The 20,011-nt window shown below is 61.2% G+C and carries 20 protein-coding genes; 12 read left to right on the plus strand and 8 right to left on the minus strand.

All coding sequences use genetic code 11. The features are described from left to right. The first annotated feature begins 118 nt into the window (after positions 1 to 118). The 7 genes from glyA (at position 119) to fdhA (ending at position 9,111) form a co-directional block, all read left to right on the plus strand. A complete protein-coding gene (gene glyA, locus WBB95_RS18975) occupies positions 119 to 1,372 on the plus strand; it encodes a serine hydroxymethyltransferase (RefSeq protein WP_424488980.1) in 1,254 nt (417 codons plus the stop codon). Between the two features lie 22 nt (positions 1,373 to 1,394). Further along, complete coding sequence (locus tag WBB95_RS18980; RefSeq protein ID WP_010207084.1) at positions 1,395 to 2,645, plus strand: sarcosine oxidase subunit beta; 1,251 nt, start codon at positions 1,395 to 1,397, stop codon at positions 2,643 to 2,645. Positions 2,646 to 2,660: 15 nt separating this feature from the next. Continuing rightward, positions 2,661 to 2,963, plus strand: coding sequence for a sarcosine oxidase subunit delta (locus tag WBB95_RS18985; RefSeq protein ID WP_083356404.1), 303 nt, complete (start codon positions 2,661 to 2,663; stop codon positions 2,961 to 2,963). Further along, the gene (locus WBB95_RS18990) at positions 2,960 to 5,977 is read left to right on the plus strand and encodes a sarcosine oxidase subunit alpha (protein ID WP_424488981.1); all 3,018 of its coding nucleotides are present in this window, start codon (positions 2,960 to 2,962) and stop codon (positions 5,975 to 5,977) included. Before WBB95_RS18985 ends, WBB95_RS18990 begins: the two co-directional genes overlap by 4 nt. A 124-nt stretch (positions 5,978 to 6,101) precedes the next feature. Continuing rightward, positions 6,102 to 6,734 carry a sarcosine oxidase subunit gamma gene (locus WBB95_RS18995; RefSeq protein ID WP_424488982.1) on the plus strand — a complete coding sequence of 211 codons (633 nt, stop codon included), beginning with the start codon at positions 6,102 to 6,104 and terminating at the stop codon, positions 6,732 to 6,734. A gap of 125 nt (positions 6,735 to 6,859) precedes the next feature. Then, complete coding sequence (gene purU, locus WBB95_RS19000; protein WP_424488983.1) at positions 6,860 to 7,717, plus strand: formyltetrahydrofolate deformylase; 858 nt, start codon at positions 6,860 to 6,862, stop codon at positions 7,715 to 7,717. A gap of 194 nt (positions 7,718 to 7,911) precedes the next feature. Then, positions 7,912 to 9,111, plus strand: coding sequence for a formaldehyde dehydrogenase, glutathione-independent (gene fdhA, locus WBB95_RS19005; RefSeq protein ID WP_348062283.1), 1,200 nt, complete (start codon positions 7,912 to 7,914; stop codon positions 9,109 to 9,111). 46 nt (positions 9,112 to 9,157) lie between these two features. Here the strand turns inward: fdhA and WBB95_RS19010 are convergent, their stop codons facing one another. From WBB95_RS19010 to WBB95_RS19040, 7 genes are all read right to left on the minus strand, one after another. After that, complete coding sequence (locus WBB95_RS19010; protein ID WP_424488984.1) at positions 9,158 to 9,517, minus strand: hypothetical protein; 360 nt, start codon at positions 9,515 to 9,517, stop codon at positions 9,158 to 9,160. Then, on the minus strand, positions 9,518 to 10,492 hold the full coding sequence (locus WBB95_RS19015; protein ID WP_424488995.1) for a hypothetical protein: 975 nt from the start codon (positions 10,490 to 10,492) through the stop codon (positions 9,518 to 9,520). It abuts the gene before it with no gap. A 296-nt stretch (positions 10,493 to 10,788) separates the two neighbouring features. Next, entirely contained in the window at positions 10,789 to 11,049 is a 261-nt protein-coding gene (locus tag WBB95_RS19020) for a hypothetical protein (RefSeq protein ID WP_017137997.1), read from the minus strand. Between the two features lie 354 nt (positions 11,050 to 11,403). Next, the gene (locus tag WBB95_RS19025; protein ID WP_424488985.1) at positions 11,404 to 11,862 is read right to left on the minus strand and encodes an anti-sigma factor domain-containing protein; all 459 of its coding nucleotides are present in this window, start codon (positions 11,860 to 11,862) and stop codon (positions 11,404 to 11,406) included. 85 nt (positions 11,863 to 11,947) lie between these two features. Then, positions 11,948 to 12,625, minus strand: coding sequence for an anti-sigma factor (locus tag WBB95_RS19030; protein WP_424488986.1), 678 nt, complete (start codon positions 12,623 to 12,625; stop codon positions 11,948 to 11,950). Then, positions 12,622 to 13,257 (minus strand): RNA polymerase sigma factor, encoded by a 636-nt coding sequence (locus WBB95_RS19035; protein WP_424488987.1) that lies wholly within the window; start codon positions 13,255 to 13,257, stop codon positions 12,622 to 12,624. Before WBB95_RS19035 ends, WBB95_RS19030 begins: the two co-directional genes overlap by 4 nt. 138 nt (positions 13,258 to 13,395) lie before the next feature. Then, positions 13,396 to 13,863, minus strand: a complete 468-nt coding sequence (locus WBB95_RS19040; protein ID WP_424488988.1) for a hypothetical protein — start codon at positions 13,861 to 13,863, stop codon at positions 13,396 to 13,398. 226 nt (positions 13,864 to 14,089) lie between these two features. Between WBB95_RS19040 and WBB95_RS19045 the strand changes: the two genes are divergently transcribed. Further along, positions 14,090 to 14,662 (plus strand): DUF2780 domain-containing protein, encoded by a 573-nt coding sequence (locus WBB95_RS19045; RefSeq protein ID WP_424488989.1) that lies wholly within the window; start codon positions 14,090 to 14,092, stop codon positions 14,660 to 14,662. Here WBB95_RS19045 and WBB95_RS19050 read toward each other — a convergent pair. Next, complete coding sequence (locus WBB95_RS19050) at positions 14,659 to 15,546, minus strand: acyltransferase (protein ID WP_424488990.1); 888 nt, start codon at positions 15,544 to 15,546, stop codon at positions 14,659 to 14,661. The two genes, WBB95_RS19045 and WBB95_RS19050, sit on opposite strands and share 4 nt — an antisense overlap. A 249-nt stretch (positions 15,547 to 15,795) precedes the next feature. On the opposite strand from WBB95_RS19050, the gene WBB95_RS19055 reads away from it, so the two are divergent. The 4 genes from WBB95_RS19055 to creD are packed head-to-tail and all read left to right on the plus strand — an operon-like array spanning position 15,796 to position 19,853. Further along, positions 15,796 to 16,311: an ATP-dependent zinc protease gene (locus WBB95_RS19055; RefSeq protein WP_424488991.1), complete on the plus strand. Its 516-nt coding sequence runs from the start codon at positions 15,796 to 15,798 to the stop codon at positions 16,309 to 16,311. A 9-nt stretch (positions 16,312 to 16,320) separates the two neighbouring features. Beyond that, the gene (gene creB / locus WBB95_RS19060) at positions 16,321 to 16,989 is read left to right on the plus strand and encodes a two-component system response regulator CreB (RefSeq protein ID WP_424488992.1); all 669 of its coding nucleotides are present in this window, start codon (positions 16,321 to 16,323) and stop codon (positions 16,987 to 16,989) included. Next, on the plus strand, positions 16,989 to 18,428 hold the full coding sequence (creC, locus tag WBB95_RS19065) for a two-component system sensor histidine kinase CreC (protein WP_424488993.1): 1,440 nt from the start codon (positions 16,989 to 16,991) through the stop codon (positions 18,426 to 18,428). Before creB ends, creC begins: the two co-directional genes overlap by 1 nt. A gap of 51 nt (positions 18,429 to 18,479) precedes the next feature. Next, on the plus strand, positions 18,480 to 19,853 hold the full coding sequence (gene creD / locus WBB95_RS19070) for a cell envelope integrity protein CreD (protein ID WP_424488994.1): 1,374 nt from the start codon (positions 18,480 to 18,482) through the stop codon (positions 19,851 to 19,853). Positions 19,854 to 20,011: the final 158 nt, after the last annotated feature.

The following is a 20,011-nucleotide window of genomic DNA, read 5'->3' on the forward strand; positions in this document are numbered from 1 at the left end:
GTCGTAAACGCACCTTTGCGTGGCGTCCGTAGGCATTTGACCTGCCAGCGCCAGCCCTACCATCGCATCAAAGGGCCCTGCACGGGCCTCAACAATACGAAAGGCTGGGAGAGACGCGATGTTCAGCAAAAAAGACCAGATCCAGGGATATGACGACGCACTGCTGGCGGCGATGAATGCCGAAGAGCAGCGTCAGGAAGATCATATCGAGCTGATCGCGTCGGAGAACTACACCAGCAAACGTGTGATGGAAGCGCAGGGCAGCGGCCTCACCAACAAATACGCCGAAGGCTACCCGGGCAAGCGCTACTACGGTGGCTGCGAGCACGTGGACAAGGTCGAAACCCTGGCCATCGAGCGCGCCAAGCAGCTGTTCGGCGCCGATTACGCCAACGTGCAGCCGCATTCGGGTTCGTCCGCCAACAGCGCGGTGTACCTGGCGCTGATCAATGCCGGCGACACCATCCTGGGCATGAGCCTGGCCCACGGCGGCCACTTGACCCACGGCGCCAAAGTGTCGTCCTCGGGCAAGCTCTACAACGCGGTGCAATACGGCATCAACACCGACACCGGCCTGATCGACTACGACGAAGTCGAGCGCCTGGCGGTCGAGCACAAACCGAAGATGGTCGTGGCCGGTTTCTCCGCCTACTCCAAAACCCTGGATTTCCCGCGTTTTCGCGCGATCGCCGACAAGGTCGGCGCGCTGCTGTTCGTCGACATGGCCCATGTCGCCGGCCTGGTCGCCGCCGGCCTGTACCCGAACCCGCTGCCGTACGCCGACGTGGTCACCACCACCACCCACAAGACCCTGCGCGGTCCACGGGGTGGTTTGATCCTGGCCAAGGCCAACGAAGCGATCGAGAAAAAACTCAATTCCGCCGTCTTCCCTGGCGCCCAGGGCGGCCCGCTGATGCACGTGATCGCCGGCAAGGCCGTGTGCTTCAAGGAAGCGATGGAGCCCGGCTTCAAGGTTTACCAGCAACACGTGATCGACAATGCCCAGGCGATGGCCGAGGTGTTTATCAAGCGCGGCTACGATGTGGTGTCCGGCGGCACCGACAACCACCTGTTCCTGGTCAGCCTGATCCGTCAGGGCCTGACCGGCAAAGACGCGGACGCCGCCCTCGGTCGTGCCCACATCACCGTCAACAAGAACGCCGTGCCGAACGACCCGCAGTCGCCATTCGTGACCTCGGGCCTGCGCATCGGCACCCCGGCGGTGACCACGCGTGGTTTCAAGGTGCCGCAATGCATCGAGTTGGCCGGCTGGATCTGCGACATCCTCGACAACCTCGGCGACGCCGACGTCGAGGCCAACGTGGCCAAGCACGTGTCTGCCCTGTGCGCTGATTTCCCGGTTTATCGCTGAGCGCGGTTTTGGAGTAATGACTATGCAACGCTACTCGGGCTTCGGCCTCTTCAAGCACTCACTCAGCCACCACGAAAACTGGCAGAAAATGTGGCGCACGCCGACCCCGAAAAAGGTCTACGACGTGGTCATCGTCGGCGGCGGCGGGCATGGTCTGGCGACCGCCTACTACCTGGCCAAAGAGCACGGCATCACCAACGTGGCCGTGGTCGAGAAAGGCTGGCTGGGCGGCGGTAACACCGCGCGCAACACCACCATCGTGCGCTCTAACTACCTGTGGGACGAGTCGGCGCACCTGTACGAACACGCGATGAAGCTGTGGGAAGGCCTGTCCCAGGACCTGAACTACAACGTGATGTTCTCCCAGCGTGGCGTCTACAACCTGTGCCACACCCTGCAAGACATCCGCGATTCCGAGCGCCGCGTGAGTGCCAACCGCCTCAACGGCGTGGACGGCGAACTGCTCAATGCCAAACAAGTGGCCGATGAGATCCCGTACCTCGACTGCTCGAAAAACACCCGCTACCCGGTACTCGGCGCCACCGTGCAACGTCGCGGCGGCGTGGCCCGTCACGATGCCGTGGCCTGGGGCTTTGCCCGCGCCGCTGACGCACTCGGCGTGGACTTGATCCAGCAGACCGAAGTGATCGGTTTTCGCAAGGAAAACGGCGTGTGCATCGGCGTCGAAACCAACAAGGGCTTTATCGGCGCCAAACGCGTCGGTGTGGTCACGGCCGGTAACTCCGGGCACATGGCATCGCTGGCTGGCTTCCGCCTGCCGATCGAATCCCACCCGCTGCAAGCGTTGGTGTCGGAGCCGATCAAGCCGATTATCGACAGCGTGATCATGTCCAACGCCGTGCACGGTTACATCAGCCAGTCCGACAAGGGCGACCTGGTGATCGGCGCCGGTATCGACGGCTACAACGGCTACGGCCAGCGCGGCTCGTACCCGGTGATCGAACACACCATCCAGGCCATCGTCGAGATGTTCCCGGTGCTGTCCCGCGTGCGCATGAACCGCCAGTGGGGCGGCATCGTCGACACCACGCCGGACGCCTGCCCGATTATCTCCAAGACCCCGGTGCCGAACATGTTCTTCAACTGCGGTTGGGGCACGGGCGGCTTCAAGGCCACGCCGGGCTCAGGCAATGTATTTGCCGCCAGCCTCGCCAAGGGTGAAATGCACCCATTGGCCGCTCCCTTCTCCATCGACCGTTTCCACAACGGTGCGTTGATCGATGAACACGGCGCTGCGGCCGTCGCCCACTAACAGGAGAAACACCTCATGTTGCATATCTTCTGTCCTCACTGTGGCGAGCTGCGCTCCGAAGAGGAATTCCACGCGTCCGGCCAAGCGCACATCCCGCGCCCGCTGGACCCGAACGCCTGCACCGACGAGCAGTGGGGCGACTACATGTTCTTCCGCGACAACCCGCGCGGCCTGCACCACGAGCTGTGGATCCACGCCGCCGGTTGCCGCCAGTATTTCAACGCCACGCGCGACACGCTGACTTACGAAATTCTTGAAACCTACAAGATAGGCACCAAGCCGCAATTCACCGCGAAGGCTTCTGGAGAGAAGGTATGAGCCAGATCAATCGCCTGTCCAACGGTGGTCGCATTGACCGGAATAAAGTCCTGACCTTCAGCTTCAACGGCCAGAGCTACAAAGGCTTTGAAGGCGATACCCTGGCCGCCGCCTTGCTGGCCAACGGTGTCGACATCATTGGCCGCAGCTTCAAGTACTCGCGCCCACGCGGCATCTTTGCTGCCGGCGCCGAAGAGCCGAACGCGGTGCTGCAAATCGGCGCCACCGAAGCCACGCAAATCCCCAACGTGCGCGCCACGCAACAGGCGCTGTACCAGGGTTTGGTCGCCACCAGCACCAACGGTTGGCCGAACGTCAACAATGACGTGATGGGCATTCTCGGCAAGGTCGGCGGCAAGCTGATGCCGCCGGGTTTCTACTACAAAACCTTCATGTACCCGCAGTCGTTCTGGATGACTTACGAGAAGTACATTCGTAAGGCCGCAGGTCTTGGCCGCTCGCCGACCGAAAACGATCCGGACACCTACGACAACTTCAACCGTCATTGCGACGTGCTGATTGTGGGTGCAGGCCCTGCTGGTTTGTCGGCTGCGTTGGCGGCTGCGCGCAGTGGCGCTCGGGTGATCATCGCGGACGAACAGGAAGAATTCGGCGGCTCCCTGCTGGACTCGCGCGAAAGCCTCGACGGCAAACCGGCGGCTGAATGGGTTGCCAGCGTTATTGCTGAATTGAAAGCCCTGCCGGACGTGGTGCTGCTGCCCCGTGCCACCGTGAACGGCTACCACGACCACAACTTCCTGACCATTCACGAACGTCTCACCGACCACCTCGGTGACCGTGCGCCGATCGGCGTGGTGCGTCAGCGTATCCACCGTGTACGCGCCAAACGCGTGGTGCTGGCGACCGGTGCGTGCGAGCGTCCGCTGGTGTACGGCAACAACGACGTGCCGGGTAACATGCTCGCCGGCGCGGTCTCGACTTACGTGCGCCGCTACGGCGTAGCGCCGGGCAAAAAACTGGTGCTGTCGACCAACAACGACCACGCCTACCGCGTGGCGCTGGACTGGTTCGACGCGGGCCTCAACGTGATCGCTGTGGCCGACGCGCGCCACAACCCACGCGGCGCACTGGTTGAAGAAGCCCGCGCCAAAGGCATTCGCATCCTCACCGGCAGCGCCGTGATTGAAGCGCGTGGCAGCAAGCACGTGACCGGCGCCCGCGTGGCCGCCATCGACGTCAAAGCCCACAAAGTTACCAGCCCCGGCGAGTGGCTGGACTGCGACCTGGTCGCCAGCTCCGGCGGCTACAGCCCGGTGGTTCACTTGGCCTCGCACTTGGGCGGCAAGCCGACCTGGCGCGAAGATATCCTCGGTTTTGTGCCGGGCGAAGCACCGCAGAAACGCGTGTGCGTCGGCGGTATCAATGGCGTCTACGGTCTCGGCGATTCCCTGGCCGACGGTTTTGAAGGCGGCGTGCGCGCGGCCAGCGAAGCCGGTTTTGCCCCGGTCGAAGGCACCTTGCCAAAAGCCCTGAGCCGCCTGGAAGAACCGACCTTGGCGTTGTTCCAGGTGCCTCATGAAAAAGCCACAGCACGGGCGCCAAAGCAATTTGTCGACCTGCAAAACGACGTGACCGCCGCCGCCATCGAACTCGCCACCCGCGAAGGTTTCGAGTCGGTCGAGCACGTCAAACGCTACACCGCGCTGGGCTTCGGCACCGACCAAGGCAAGCTGGGTAACGTCAACGGCCTGGCGATTGCCGCGCGTTCGCTGAACGTGACCATCCCGCAGATGGGCACCACCATGTTCCGCCCCAACTACACGCCGGTCACCTTCGGTGCGGTAGCAGGCCGTCACTGTGGGCACATCTTCGAGCCGGTGCGCTACACCGCGTTGCAAGCCTGGCACGTGAAAAACGGCGCCGAGTTTGAAGACGTCGGCCAGTGGAAACGCCCGTGGTACTTCCCGCGCAACGGTGAAGACCTGCACGCCGCCGTCAAACGCGAATGCATGGCCGTGCGCGACAGCGTCGGCCTGCTGGATGCCTCGACCCTCGGCAAAATCGACATTCAAGGCCCGGATGCCCGCGAGTTCCTCAACCGCATCTACAGCAACGCCTGGACCAAGCTCGATGTAGGCAAGGCGCGCTACGGCCTGATGTGCAAGGAAGACGGCATGGTCTTCGATGACGGCGTGACCGCCTGCATCGCCGACAACCACTTCCTGATGACCACCACCACCGGCGGCGCCGCGCGCGTGCTGCAGTGGCTGGAAATCTACCAACAGACCGAATGGCCAGACCTCAAGGTGTACTTCACCTCGGTCACCGACCACTGGGCGACCATGACCTTGTCCGGCCCCAACAGCCGCAAGCTGCTGGCGGAAGTCACCGACATCGACCTGGATAAGGACGGCTTCCCGTTCATGACCTGGAAAGAAGGCCTGGTCGGCGGTGTGCCGGCGCGGGTGTTCCGTATCTCGTTTACCGGTGAGCTGTCGTACGAAGTCAACGTGCAGGCTGACTACGCCATGGGCGTGCTCGAACAGATCGTCGAGGCCGGTAAAAAATACAACCTGACCCCGTACGGCACCGAGACCATGCACGTGCTGCGGGCCGAGAAGGGCTTCATCATCGTCGGCCAGGACACCGACGGCTCGATGACCCCGGACGACCTGAACATGGGCTGGTGCGTCGGCCGTACCAAACCGTTCTCGTGGCTCGGCTGGCGCGGGATGAACCGTGAAGACTGCGTGCGTGAAGAGCGTAAGCAGTTGGTCGGACTCAAACCGATTGACCCGACCGTGTGGCTGCCGGAAGGCGCGCAGCTGGTGCTCGATCCGAAGCAGACGATTCCGATGAAGATGGTCGGCCACGTCACTTCAAGCTATGCACACAACTCGCTGGGTTATTCGTTTGCGATGGCGGTGGTGAAGGGCGGCTTGAAGCGCATCGGCGAGCGGGTGTTCTCGCCGCAAGCGGATGGCAGCGTGATCGAGGCGGAGATTGTGTCTTCGGTGTTCTTCGACCCGAAAGGTGAGCGGCAGAACATCTGATAGACCGAGGCGCCTGCATCGCAGGCAAGCCAGCTCCCACAGGGGAACGCGTTCCAAGTGTGGGAGCCGGGCTTGCCCGCGATGAGGCCGGAACAGTCACCACAGAATTCAGAACAGGTGCTTTATGACAGCAGCCAACGTATACCAACAACGCCCCACCTCCGGCGCCAAGGCCGAGTCGTCGCTGCACCATGCCGACCTCGCCAGCCTGGTCGGCAAGGGCCGCAAGAACGCCGGTGTGACCGTGCGCGAAAAGAAACTCCTCGGCCACCTGACCCTGCGTGGCGACGGCCATGATGCCGCCTTCGCCGCCGGCGTACACAAAGCCCTCGGCATCGAACTGCCTGGCGCCCTGCAAGTTGTCGTCAAAGGTGAAACCAGCCTGCAATGGCTCGGCCCGGATGAGTGGCTGCTGATCGTGCCAGGCGGTGAAGAATTCGCCGCCGAACAAAACCTGCGCGCTGCTCTGGGCGACCTGCATATCCAGGTCGTCAACGTCAGCGGCGGCCAGCAGATCCTCGAACTCAGCGGCCCGAACGTGCGCGACGTGCTGATGAAGTCCACCAGCTATGACGTGCACCCCGACAACTTCCCGGTGGGCAAGGCGGTGGGCACAGTGTTCGCCAAGTCGCAGCTGGTAATTCGTCACACCGCTGAAGACACCTGGGAGCTGGTGATTCGTCGCAGCTTTTCGGATTACTGGTGGTTGTGGCTGCAGGATGCCTCGGCTGAGTTCGGCCTCAACGTTCAAGCCTGACATGATCGTTCCCACGCTCCACGTGGGAATGCATCCCGGGACGCTCCGCGTCCCAAGAGCGGACGCAGAGCGTCCATGGCGGCATTCCCACGCAGAGCGTGGGAACGATCAAGGAGTCACGCACTATGAGCCGCGCACCTGATACATGGATTTTGACTGCCGACTGCCCCAGCGTGCTCGGCACGGTGGACGCGGTCACCCGCTACCTGTTTGAACAGGGCTGCTACGTCACCGAGCACCATTCGTTCGATGACCGCCTTTCGGGCCGGTTTTTTATTCGCGTTGAATTCCGTCAACCGGACGGTTTTGACGAGCAGGCATTTCGCGATGGCCTGGCCACGCGCGGCGAAGCCTTTGGCATGATCTTCGAGCTGACGGCGCCGAACTACCGGCCAAAAGTGGTGATCATGGTCTCCAAGGCCGATCACTGCCTCAATGACCTGCTCTATCGCCAACGCATCGGCCAACTGTCGATGGACGTGGTCGCGGTGGTCTCCAACCACCCTGATTTGAAGCCGCTGGCCGACTGGCACCAGATTCCCTACTACCATTTCCCCCTCGACCCCAACGACAAACCGTCCCAGGAGCGCAAGGTGTGGCAAGTGGTGGAAGACACTGGCGCCGAACTGGTGATCCTTGCGCGCTACATGCAAGTGCTGTCGCCGGAGCTGTGCCGCAAGCTGGATGGCAAGGCCATCAATATTCATCACTCGTTGTTGCCGGGGTTCAAGGGCGCCAAGCCGTATCACCAGGCGTACAACAAGGGCGTGAAATTGGTCGGCGCCACGGCGCATTACATCAACAACGATTTGGACGAAGGCCCGATCATCGCCCAGGGTGTGGAGGTGGTGGACCACAGTCACTACCCCGAGGATTTGATTGCCAAGGGACGGGATATTGAAGGGCTGACACTGGCTAGGGCGGTTGGGTATCACATTGAGCGGCGGGTGTTTTTGAACGCCAATAGGACGGTGGTGCTCTGACTGGCGCCTTCGCGAGCAAGCCCGCTCCCACCTTCGACCGCATTTCAAGTTGGAGCCCAATCAAAATGTGGGAGCGGGCTTGCTCGCGAAGAGGCCATCACAAACAACGCAAAAACAGCATCTGTACCCGAGCACTTTAACGCGCTGCCTGCCTGGGCAACGCGGTTCCATAACAACAACAGCGAGGTGAAAGCATGTCTGGTAATCGTGGTGTCGTGTATCTCGGCAACGGCAAGGTCGAAGTACAGAAAATCGACTATCCCAAAATGCAGGACCCCCGTGGCAGGAAGATTGAGCACGGCGTCATCCTGCGCGTGGTCTCCACCAACATCTGCGGCTCCGACCAACACATGGTGCGCGGCCGCACCACCGCCCAGACCGGCCTGGTGCTCGGTCATGAAATCACCGGCGAAGTCATCGAAATGGGCTCCGGCGTCGAAAACCTGAAAATCGGTGACCTGGTCTCGGTGCCGTTCAACGTCGCCTGCGGCCTCTGCCGCTCCTGCAAGGAACAACACACCGGCGTGTGCCTGAGCGTTAACCCGGCCCGCCCGGGCGGTGCATACGGCTACGTCGACATGGGCGACTGGACCGGCGGCCAAGCCGAATACGTGCTGGTGCCCTACGCCGACTTCAACCTGCTCAAACTGCCGGACCGCGACAAGGCCATGGAGAAAATCCGCGACCTGACCTGCCTCTCCGACATCCTGCCCACCGGCTACCATGGCGCCGTCACCGCAGGCGTTGGACCCGGCAGCACCGTCTACATCGCCGGCGCGGGCCCTGTCGGCCTGGCCGCTGCCGCTTCCGCCCGCCTGCTCGGCGCGGCGGTGGTGATCATCGGCGACGTCAACCCGATCCGCCTGGCCCACGCCAAGGCACAAGGGTTTGAAATCGCCGACCTGTCCACCGACACCCCGCTGCACGAACAAATCGCCGCCTTGCTGGGCGAGCCGGAAGTGGACTGCGCGGTTGATGCGGTGGGCTTCGAAGCCCGTGGTCATGGCCATGAAGGCGTGAAAGCCGAAGCCCCGGCCACCGTGCTCAACTCGCTGATGGGCGTGGTGCGTGTGGCGGGCAAAATCGGTATCCCGGGCCTCTACGTGACAGAAGACCCAGGTGCTGTGGACGCCGCCGCAAAAATGGGCAGCCTGAGCATTCGCTTCGGTTTGGGCTGGGCTAAATCCCACAGCTTCCACACTGGGCAAACGCCGGTGATGAAGTACAACCGTCAGTTGATGCAGGCGATCATGTGGGACCGCATCAACATTGCTGACATCGTCGGCGTGCAGGTGATCAGCCTGGATGACGCGCCGCGCGGGTATGGCGAGTTTGATGCGGGCGTGCCGAAGAAGTTTGTGATTGATCCGCATAAGTTGTTTAGTGCGGCGTAGTTGATGGATAAGGGCGGCCCGAAGGTCGCCCTTGTTTTATCGCAGATTAGTCTTTTATAAAAAGCCAACTAATAAACATGACGGTAAAAGATATAGAGGTGGCGAGTGTGGGGACGACCATCCAGCACTTGAGGTGCAGGGGGATTTTTTCAACGTCCTCAACAAGTACCAAGCGCCTCCATTGGAGTACTTTCGGGATAAGAATGATGGTGGACATAGCGAAAACGCGTTGTGGTCTTCCTTCAAAATGGGTGTTACGAAATATGTGTTTGTTCACGATCAGGAAGACGCTGTACTGCACATAACGTTCTGCTGCATCAAGTTTTTTGTACATGGCGCAATAGGTGAGTGGAAAGCTGAGAAACATCAAGATGAGTCCGCCCATGCCGAGGTAGTCCCAGACCATTTAATGATTCACAGTCGTGTAGATAAAGCTGCCTGCGTCTTCGGCTAGCCTGCTTCCCAGCCTGCCCCCGACAAGCCCGCCTGCTGCACCACCGATGATGGCGCATGCCAAAACCCCGATACCTGCCGTCGGTACACCAAAAACAACCATGCAAGCTCCGATCCCTGTAGCGGCCCCGGCTTTCCCTCCCAAATAAGAGCCACCCACGGCACCCACCAGCTTGGCGCCTTCAACATATTTCGCTTTCGTACACTCCTGTTCACGCCCTGTGGTGCATGCCTCCGTTATTTCCAGCGCCGTTGACCCAACATCCAGCGCGATACCAATGTAAGTTCCTTTCTTCAATAACTGCGAAGCCTTGGCTATACGTTTGACGGTCTCTTCATACCCTCGGATTTCTCCATGCTGCCAGTAACTTTTGCTGGAAATGCCCAACATCCTTTTGATCGAGCTTTCGTTTTTCAACCCCGTACCAAAGCGTGCCATCCCGGACAGTTGCCCATCCAGCGTCGCGAACAGCGCCCGGCGTTTGAGCAGAAACTCATCCCTTGCAGCCGTAGTGCCTTTGCTCAAGTACTGTTTATGCAAATCGTCGATTTCCTTGAGGGTTTTTTCGATGGCCTCCAGGTGCTTGCTCCAGGCACTACTGGCACTCCCGATACCGATAGACGCGTTGGCCATGATGGCCTGCAATTGATCATAGTTTTTGATCAGAAATTGATCAGCGGCAGAATGCGCCAGCAGCGCGTGTTTTATGTTTGCCGCCGAGCGCATCAACTGCGCTTCTTCAGCAGTACAGGATGCCGTGCGGTCATCGCCGATGATCACCAAGTGCCCCGGCAATACCACGGTGTTGCGGATGTGTTGATTGAGGGTGTCGAACTTTGTGTGTGTGGGGGGTCTGAGCTGCAGGCTCATTTTTAGCAGCGGATAAGGTTGCGGTCGCTCGTTGATAAAGGCGTAGGGTCCCTGCATCACGTCTGACTCCAAGTCTGTGGCGCCCGACTATAAGAAGGCGCTACAGGCGAGGTAAGACGCGTGCAGGGGTGTTATTAGCGTTTCAGAAAGGGACTACGCAAGTCCCGTCTCTTCCTGACAATGTGGGTCACTTAAGCGCGGTGAGTCGCAGGTAGGGATCCGCCACCTCGCCATTTTTTATCAGGTGATAGTGGCAGTCTTGGGTGGGCTGTAACGACGCTGGGGTTCCGGGGAGTCGGGTGCCTCGGGCATGGGAAAGGGCGACACGGGGTCGCCCTTTTTATCGCTGCTGTTTACGCCTGCAAACGACGGCTGATCACGTCCAGCAAATCGCACCCGTCACGCAACGGAATGGCGCACAGCAGGGCGAAGTCCTGGAGGACGAGGTTGTCGGTGTTCAGGCCTTCGCGAAACGCGAGGTTTTCCATGACTTGCGTGACCGCGCGGATGCGGTAGACGGCGGCGTCGTGGAGCACGTCGAGCGGGACTTGGGTATCGATGAGCAGGGAGGGAGTGGTGGCGTCGTGGCCGGTGAGCGGCATGTATCGGTTCATGTTTTAACCTTTATTTCAGAGAGTGAGGCTACCACTCACACGTCGCCAAACGAATGGGTGGCAGCTGTACGCAGGTTGGCGAACCGGAGAAATAAAGCAAAGCCGGCAGACCCGAAGGTCTCCCGCGCACAGCCGCCATAAAGCAGCTTTACGCGTGCAAAAAAACCTGCAAAGGAGCAGGTGCTTTTGCATGCATTATTTCAATCGAGTCGCCAAACCCGTGTCGCCATATGGACGACCGCCGAACTATAAGCGCCATCCTCCGCCAGGAGCAAGCCGCCTGGCCGATGAAGATCAACTGATGAAGATCAAATGTGGGAACCCGCTCCCACAGAGGGTTGTGGTGGCTTGGCGTCAGCGGTTAGCCAATGCGCCCTGATACACCGTCGGCCCGGTCGGCTGGCGACTCAGCGAGCCACCCTTGGTCTCCGAACTCACCATCAACTCCACGGGCTTGCTGATGGACTCCTGTTGCCGAGGGTTGAGCCCGATGATGCCCTTGCCATCTTCCGGCAACAGCCCAAGGGATACCGGCGTGCCGTCCTTTGGGATAGCCCACAGTTCCAGGCTCTGGTCCGGCGCCGGTGCGGTGGCAGCAATCGGCTGCACTTCGAGGTAATCCTTGTGGGCCATGATTTGCGCGGCCGGTTGTTGCTCGGTGGTCAACAAGGTGGCGGCGGACTTGACGTTGTCCTGGGTATAAAGCGCGCCACCGACGCCGGCAAGCACCACGGCACAGGCGCCGATGAACAGGCGAGGGCCACTCCAGAATGAAGTTTTTTGCTCAATCACTGGGGGTTGGATCGCAGTCATAAGTCTCTTCCCGACAATTTTTGTAGTCAGTTCATGGACCCTGCCGAGGGCGATGGGTTCCTGAACCCACCGCCAGCGATTGGCGCTAGAGTGATGCCAATTGGCCTTGATACAGCACCGGTCCGGTCGGTTGACCCGTCGGCGACCCACCTTGCGGCTCCAGGCTGACCGCGAGGGTCAGCGGTGCCGTCAGCAGGGCTTGCTGCGTTTTGCTCAACTGAATTCGGCCTTTGCCCGCATCAGGCACCAAACCCAGTGAGATCGGTTTGCCTCCGGCTGGAATGGCCCACAACTCCAGTACGCGTGTCGGCTCAAGCGCTGCCAGCGTCAACGGCTCCACTTGCAGGTAATCGCCAAAGGCCTGGACCCGCAGCGCCGGTTGCTGGTTCGCCGCGACCAGCGTGGCGTTGTACTCGGCCCCCATGTCACGTTGATAAAGCACGCCCACCAGCACGGCGACGACGACCGCGCACGCCGCCGCCAGCAACCGAAAGTTCATCCAGAACGGTTTCTTCGCCGGCACATGCAACACTTGGGGTTCAATGCGGGCCTTGATGCCTGCCCACACATGGTCCGGCACGGGCCGTTCAGGCAAGGCGCCGGTGAGGCTGGCGAGGGCGTCTTGCCAATGGCCGAGTTCGACGCGCAGCGCGGCGTCGTCCAGCAGCAGGCTTTCAAAGCGCTTGCGCGCCGTGGCGGGCATGAGCCCGATGGCGTAGTCGGCGGCCAGGGCGCGGCGCAGGGTGGTGGTGTGGTAGTTCATGATTCAAGGCACCTGCGCAGGCGTTCCATGCCGCGGCGAATCCAGGATTTGACCGAGCCCAGGGGCGCGACCAAATGCTCGGCCAGTTCCGAGCACGAGAGGCCCTGGAAGTAAGCCACGGTGATCGACTGGCGTTGCATGCCGTCGAGGGTGTCCAGGCACCGGTTCAGCGCGCGGGCTTCGCGCTCGCTGTCGAGTTGGTCGTGGGCGCTGGGGCTTTCGTCTGGCATTGCGTCCTGCTGGCCGTCGGCCAGCGGCTGCTCTCGGTGTTTGCGCAGCTGGTCGATGGCCAGGTTGCGGGTGATGTTGACCATCCAGGTCATCGGCGCGGCCAGGTGCGCCTCGTAGCGCGAAGCGTTGTACCAGATGCGCACGAACGCTTCCTGCAGCACCTCTTCGGCCAGGTCCGAGCGCCCCATGAAGCGCAATGCAACACCGTGCAGCCGCGGTGAAACGCTGCGGTAGAGGGTTTCGAAGGCCTGGCGGTTGCCCAGGGCGCATTGAGCCAGTAGAGGCCTTAGCGGGTCAGCGTCGGAACTGGAAATAGGGCTTCTCCGGGCTCTGATGACAGGGCGAAAAGACTGCGCGCAATAGCGGTGGCAGGCAGAGGTTAGTTCAGGTTGCGTGCGCATTCCATTCACCACCGTATTCCTCAAGGGGTCGGTAAGGGATATACGCAGCAGCCTGAGGATTGGATGCACCGGTATGCCGTGAGAAGCACTACGCAGGCGCTGACCCACTGGCCATCGGGTCAGCGCTAAGCCTGCGCGTCAGATTCGCTGGCTGGCCGTGCAGCGTGGGTCGGCCCCGGACTTGTCAAAAATAAACTCGACTTCCAGGGGCACGTTATACGCAGAGACCCAGCCGGCCCAGTTCAGGCGATGCCATTGGCCGTCCTGTTTCATGCTGTCCGAAGATTTTTTGGCAAAGGGTTCCTTCAGGTTGACGTTGGCTTTGTTTCCACCGTCCTGGTCGCCTGTTCGGGCGATTCTGTATTCCTCGACTAGCACGTACTTGGAGCTGTCGTGGTTGTTATAGGAGACATACCCGCGCAGGTCGCCGGAGAAATTGCCAGAGGTGCAGGACAGGTCAAAGGTTTGCCGGTTCGGGCTGGTTTTCTCTGCCCCAGCGACGTTGACACTGCCAATCGCGCCGTTGCCGGCGGCCGAGTTTGCCAAGGCTGGCGCGCTGGCCAGCGAGAGGGTTACACACAGGGGGGTTATCAAATACTTGAACACGCGTTTTTTGCTCCAGCAGCTACTGTTAAAGGATGGCTTCAACCTGAGGATTCGCCATCGGGGCGTTCCATCGCATCAGGTTTGAACAGGCTAGGGCGGCGTGGAGGTTGACGAAGCCAGCCGATTCCGCAAGTGGCGGTATTTCCTTTAGAAGTCGGGTGGGAACAATCGTTGGGGATAGCCAGTCAAAACCACGCTTTCGCTCTTACATCCAGAGGTTGTTTCAATGAAGATTTCACGCGGTTTTGCCCTGTCCTGCCTGATGACCGTGGCTGCCAGCCCGGTGTTCGCTGCAGGTTTCAGCCTCGGTGACGTGGCCAACGCCGTCTCCGGCGCCCAGGGCAGCAACAACAAGGCGGCTGCCGCAGCGCCGAGCTCCCAGACCGCCGGGCTGCTGAGCGCCCTGACCTCGCAACTGAACGTCACCCCGGAGCAAGCCGTCGGCGGCACCGGCGCCATGCTGGGCCTGGCCAAGAACCAACTGAGCAGCACGGACTATTCGCAACTGGGCAAGAGCGTTCCAGGCTTGGATAAGTTGTCGGGGAGCAATTCCCTGGGCAGCCTCGGCGCCTTGAGCGGGATGCTCGGCCAGACCGGCGGCAGCAAGACCAGCGGCCTGGACGGCGTGCTGGGTAACGTGAAGAACACCGGCGACCTGAACACCGCGTTCAGCGCATTGGGCATGGACAGTGGGATGGTCGGCCAGTTTGCGCCGGTGATCCTGCAATACCTCGGCGGCCAGGGCGCCAGCAGCTCGGTACTGGGCAAGCTGGCACAGGCCTGGGGTACCGGCGGCTAACGTCCGCCTGCGCGCAGGTGTTCGATGCGCGCATCTTTCTCCTTCCAGAGCTGGTTAACCCAGTTCTGGACGGTCTGGCGAAACGCCGGGTCGTTTTCGTAATCCCCCTGCCACAACGCCGGATCCAGCTCACGGGTGCGGATATCAATGATCACCGTCGGCACTGCGCCGCTGATCAAGTCCCAGAACCCCGGAATTTTTGCCTGTGGATAAACCACGGTCACGTCGAGAACCGCGTCCAGCTGCTCGCCCATCGCCGCCAATACAAACGCCACGCCGCCCGCCTTGGGCTTTAGCAGACGCGTATACGGTGAGGCCTGCTGCGCGCGTTTCGCCTCGTTGAACCGCGTGCCTTCCAGGTAATTGACCACCGTCACCGGCTGGCGCTTGAACAGCTCGCAGGCTTGCTGGGTGATCTTCAGATCCTGCCCCGCCAGCTCCGGGTGCTTGGCCAGAAACGCCTTGGTGTAGCGTTTCATGAACGGGTAATCCAGCGCCCACCAGGCCAGGCCGAGGAAGGGTACCCAGATCAGCTCTTTTTTCAGGAAGAATTTGAAGAACGGTGTACGCCGGTTCAGCGCCTGGATCAGCGCGGGAATATCGACCCAGGATTGGTGGTTGCTGATCACCAGGTAAGAGGTGTCGCCACGCAATTCGTCACCGCCGCGAATGTCCCACAGGGTGGGAATGCACACCGAAAAAATAAGCTTGTCGACCTCGGCCCAGGTTTCGGCGATCCACATCACCGCCCCGGAGGCATAGTCGCGAAAGCGACCGGGAGCGACCAGCTTGAGAAGGGCAAACACCATCAACGGGCCGAACAACACCAGGGTGTTGAGCAACAGCAGCAGTGTGACCAAACAGCCGGTGAGCAGGCGGCGCATAAGCAACTCTTGGGATCTTGTGGGCGGACCATGATAAGCAAGCTGAGTCTGGAGGCCAAATCGAAAACCGCCGGACGAATGTGATCGTTCTCACGCTCCGCGTGGGACGCTGTGCGCAGAACTCAAGCCGGGCACGTCTGGCGGGAGGCAACCCATGCGGGGCATGGGAACGATCTAAAGGCTTCAAAACTAACTAAGTGCTGCCTTTGCGGTCTAGAATCCGCCTACTTCTTTCGAGGAAATCACTTCGTGAAATTGCTCCTTGCCGCGTTCGCCCTCGTTGCCCCCGCTATGGTTGCCCTGCCTGCCATGGCGGCCGAACCGACCCTTTATGGTCGCTACGAATACATCCAGCTGCCGGAAATCGGCCAGACCTTCAAGGCCAAGATGGACACCGGCGCGCTGACCGCCTCGCTGTCGGCCCGTGACATCGAAACCTTCCAGCGTGACGGCGACGACTGGGTACGTTTCCGCATCGGCGGCAAGGATGCGAGCGACAAGGTCTACGAACACAAAGTGTCGCGCATCAGCAAGATCAAGAGCCGCGCCGACGAAGACGACGACAAGGACGAAGCCACCGTGGCCAAACGCCCGGTGATCGACCTGGAAATGTGCCTGGGTGACGTCAAGCGCACGGTCGAGGTCAACCTCACCGACCGCAGTAGCTTCAACTACCCGCTGCTGATTGGCGCCAAAGCCCTGCGTGAGTTCGGCGCAGCGGTGAACCCGGCCCGTCGTTATACCGCTGACAAACCGGACTGCTGACAGACCCCTATGCCGCATATCCTGATTGTCGAAGACGAAGCGGCGATAGCCGACACGTTGATCTTCGCCCTGCAAGGCGAGGGCTTCACCACCACCTGGCTGAGCCTCGGCCAGGAGGCGCTGGCGCATCAACGCCAAACCCCGGCTGACTTGATCATCCTCGACATCGGCCTGCCGGACATCAGCGGTTTTGAAACCTGCAAGCAATTGCGCCGTTTCACCGAAGTGCCGGTGATGTTCCTCAGCGCCCGGGATGGCGAGATCGACCGGGTGGTGGGGCTGGAGATCGGCGCCGACGATTATGTGGTCAAACCGTTCAGCCCACGGGAAGTGGCGGCGCGGGTCCGGGCGATTCTCAAGCGCGTCAGCCCTGGCGTGGCGCCCACCGTGTTCCAGGTAGACCTGGAACGTATGCAGATCAGTTATCGCGCCCAGCCCTTGAGCCTGACGCGGCATGAATTCCGGTTATTGCACAGCCTGTTGGAGCAACCCGAGCGGGTCTTCAGCCGCGAGCAATTGCTCGACGCGGTGGGGGTGCCCGCCGACGCCGGTTACGAGCGCAATATCGACAGCCATATCAAAAGCCTGCGCAGCAAACTGCGTAGCGTGGCCGCCGACGCCGAGCCGATCCAGACCCATCGCGGCCTGGGTTACAGCTACAGCCCGAGCCACAGCTGATGCGCCTGGGGCTGCGGATTTTTCTGGTGTATGCCCTGTTTATCGGCCTGACCGGTTACTTTGTGCTCAACACCGTGATGAAGGAAATTCGCCCCGGCGTGCGCCAGTCCACCGAGGAAACCCTGGTGGACACGGCCAACCTGCTGGCTGAAATCCTGCGTGATGACGTCAAGAACCACACCCTCGGCCAGAGCCACTGGCCCGAACTGCTCAAGGCCTACGGCAACCGTCAGCCCGGCGCGACCATCTGGGGGCTGCCGAAAAACCAGGTCAACCACCGTATCTACGTGACCGACGCCCACGGCATCGTGCTGCTCGATTCCACGGGCGAAGCGGTGGGTCAGGACTACTCCAAATGGAATGACGTGTACCTGACCCTGCGCGGCGAATACGGTGCCCGATCGACCAAAAGCGAGCTGGATGACCCGACCTCCTCGGTGATGCACGTGGGCGCGCCGATCCGCGATAACGGCCAGATCATTGGCGTGGTCACGGTGGCCAAACCCAACAGTTCGTTGCAGCCCTATGTGGATCGCACCGAGAACCGCCTGCTGTGGTACGGCGCCGGGCTGGTGGTTCTGGGCCTGCTGCTCGGCGCACTGTTGTCCTGGTGGCTGAGCGTTGCCCTGCGCCGGCTCACGGCCTATGCCGAGGCGGTCAGCGAAGGCCGGCGCGCCGAGTTGCCGCATTACCGGGGCGGCGAGCTTAAGCAGTTGTCCACCGCCGTGGAGCACATGCGCACGCAGTTGGAGGGCAAGGCTTACGTCGAGCATTACGTGCACACCCTGACCCATGAATTGAAAAGCCCGCTGGCGGCAATACGCGGCGCGGCGGAGTTGCTGCAGGGCGACATGACCCGTGAACAGCAGCAACGCTTTGTGGGCAATATCGACAGCGAAAGCGCGCGCTTGCAGCAGTTGATCGAGCGCCTGCTGAACCTGGCGCAAGTCGAGCAACGCCAGGGCCTGGAAGAGCAGGCGAGCATTGCGTTGGCGGCGATGGTCGACGAGGTGCTCAAGGCCCAGTGCGCGCGAATCGAAGGTGCCGGTTTGCAGGTCGAACAAACGATTGGCGCGCAGGTGAAGGTGTTCGGCGAACCCTTCCTGTTGCGTCAGGCGCTGGGCAACCTGCTGGATAACGCGCTGGACTTCACCCCGCCCGGCGGTGTGTTGAGGTTCAGCGCGCACGTCCAGGGCCATGCCGTAGACGTCACGCTGTTCAACCAGGCCGCGCCGATTCCTGACTACGCCCTGCCGCGCCTGAGCGAGCGTTTCTACTCGCTGCCACGCCCGGCCAGCGGGCGCAAAAGCACCGGCCTGGGCCTCAACTTTGTCGAGGAAGTGATGAAGCTGCACGGCGGCGCCTTGCAGATCGGCAACGTGGCGGGCGGTGTGCACGTGGTGCTGCATCTCCACACAGTCTCCACATTGCCCACATAAACCGTCCACACAGGCTGCCCAGACTCTCCCCATCAAAACAGGGAGAGACCCATGAACCGCAGCTTGCTTTTCAAACTTGGCGCGATTGCGCTGCTGATCCTGCTGTTGCTGATTCCGTTGCTGATGATCAACGGCATCATCAGTGACCGCCAGCAACTGCGCGATGGCGTACTGATGGACATCGCCCGCAGCTCCAGCTTCGCCCAGCGCCTCACCGGCCCGGTGATGGTGGTGCCCTACCGCAAGACGGTGCGCGAGTGGAAGCTCAATGAAAAGCTCAATAAACGCTACGAGGAAACCCGTGAGGTGCGCGGTCGTCTGTATTTCCTGCCGGAGCATTTTGCCCTCGACGGCCAGGTGCAAACCGAACTGCGTGCACGGGGCATCTATCAGGCGCGGCTGTTCCACGCCGACAACCGCATCAGCGGGCGGTTTGTATTGCCTGAGCAACTGGGCATCAAGGAGAACTTTGCCGATTACCGCTTTGAACCGGCGTTTCTGGCGGTGGGCATCAGCGATATTCGTGGCATTGAAAACGCGCTGAACCTTGAGCTGGGCAACCAGCGCCTGGAGTTTTCACCTGGCACCCAAGTGGGGTGGCTGGGCGAGGGCGTGCATGTGGCGTTGCCCGAGCAGGACAGCAAAAAGCCCGCCGCGCTGGACTTCGCGTTCGACCTACGGCTGCAAGGCACCGAACAGTTGCAAGTGGTGCCCGTGGGCAAGACCAGCCAGGTTTCGCTCGCCTCGAATTGGCCGCACCCCAGTTTTATCGGCAACTTCCTGCCCGCCCAGCGCGAAGTGACCGATAAGGGCTTTACCGCCCACTGGCAAACCTCGTTTTTCTCCACCAACCTTGAAGAAGCCTTGAGCAGTTGCTTGTCCGAGCGCGGTTGTGAGGACTTCACCAGCCGCAGTTTTGGCGTGAACTTCATCGACCCGGTGGACCAGTACCTCAAGAGCGACCGCGCGATCAAATACGCGCTGCTGTTTATCGCCCTGACCTTTGCCGGTTTCTTCCTGTTCGAAGTGCTCAAGGGCCTGGCGGTGCACCCGGTGCAATACGCATTGGTCGGTGTTGCCCTGGCGTTTTTCTACCTGCTGCTGCTGTCGTTGTCCGAGCACATCGGGTTTGCCTCGGCCTACCTCATCTCCGCCAGTGCGTGCGTGCTGTTGATCGGTTTTTACGTGTGCCACGTGCTGCGCAGCGTCCGCCACGGCCTGGGGTTTTCGGCCGGGTTGGCGGCCTTGTATGGCTTGTTGTACGGGCTGTTGAGTGCCGAGGATTACGCGCTGTTGATGGGTTCGCTGCTGCTGTTCGGCCTGTTGGGCACGGTGATGGTGCTGACGCGCAAACTTGACTGGTACGGCGTGGGCAAGCGCCAGGCGGCCGAGCCGTTGCAGTTTGACCTGGAGGCGGTGCAATGATCGGGTTACGCGAGGATCAGCAGGTGAAAGCGCAGTTGGTGGCGAGGATCAACCTGCTGTTTCCTGTGGTGAGCGAGTTTTCTGTGGTGAGCGGACTTCTTGTAGTGAAAGGGCTTCCTGTGGTGAGCGGGCTTGCCCCGCGCTGGGCTGCGCAGCAG

It is taken from the genome of Pseudomonas sp., from assembly GCF_049645325.1.
Taxonomy (GTDB): domain Bacteria; phylum Pseudomonadota; class Gammaproteobacteria; order Pseudomonadales; family Pseudomonadaceae; genus Aquipseudomonas.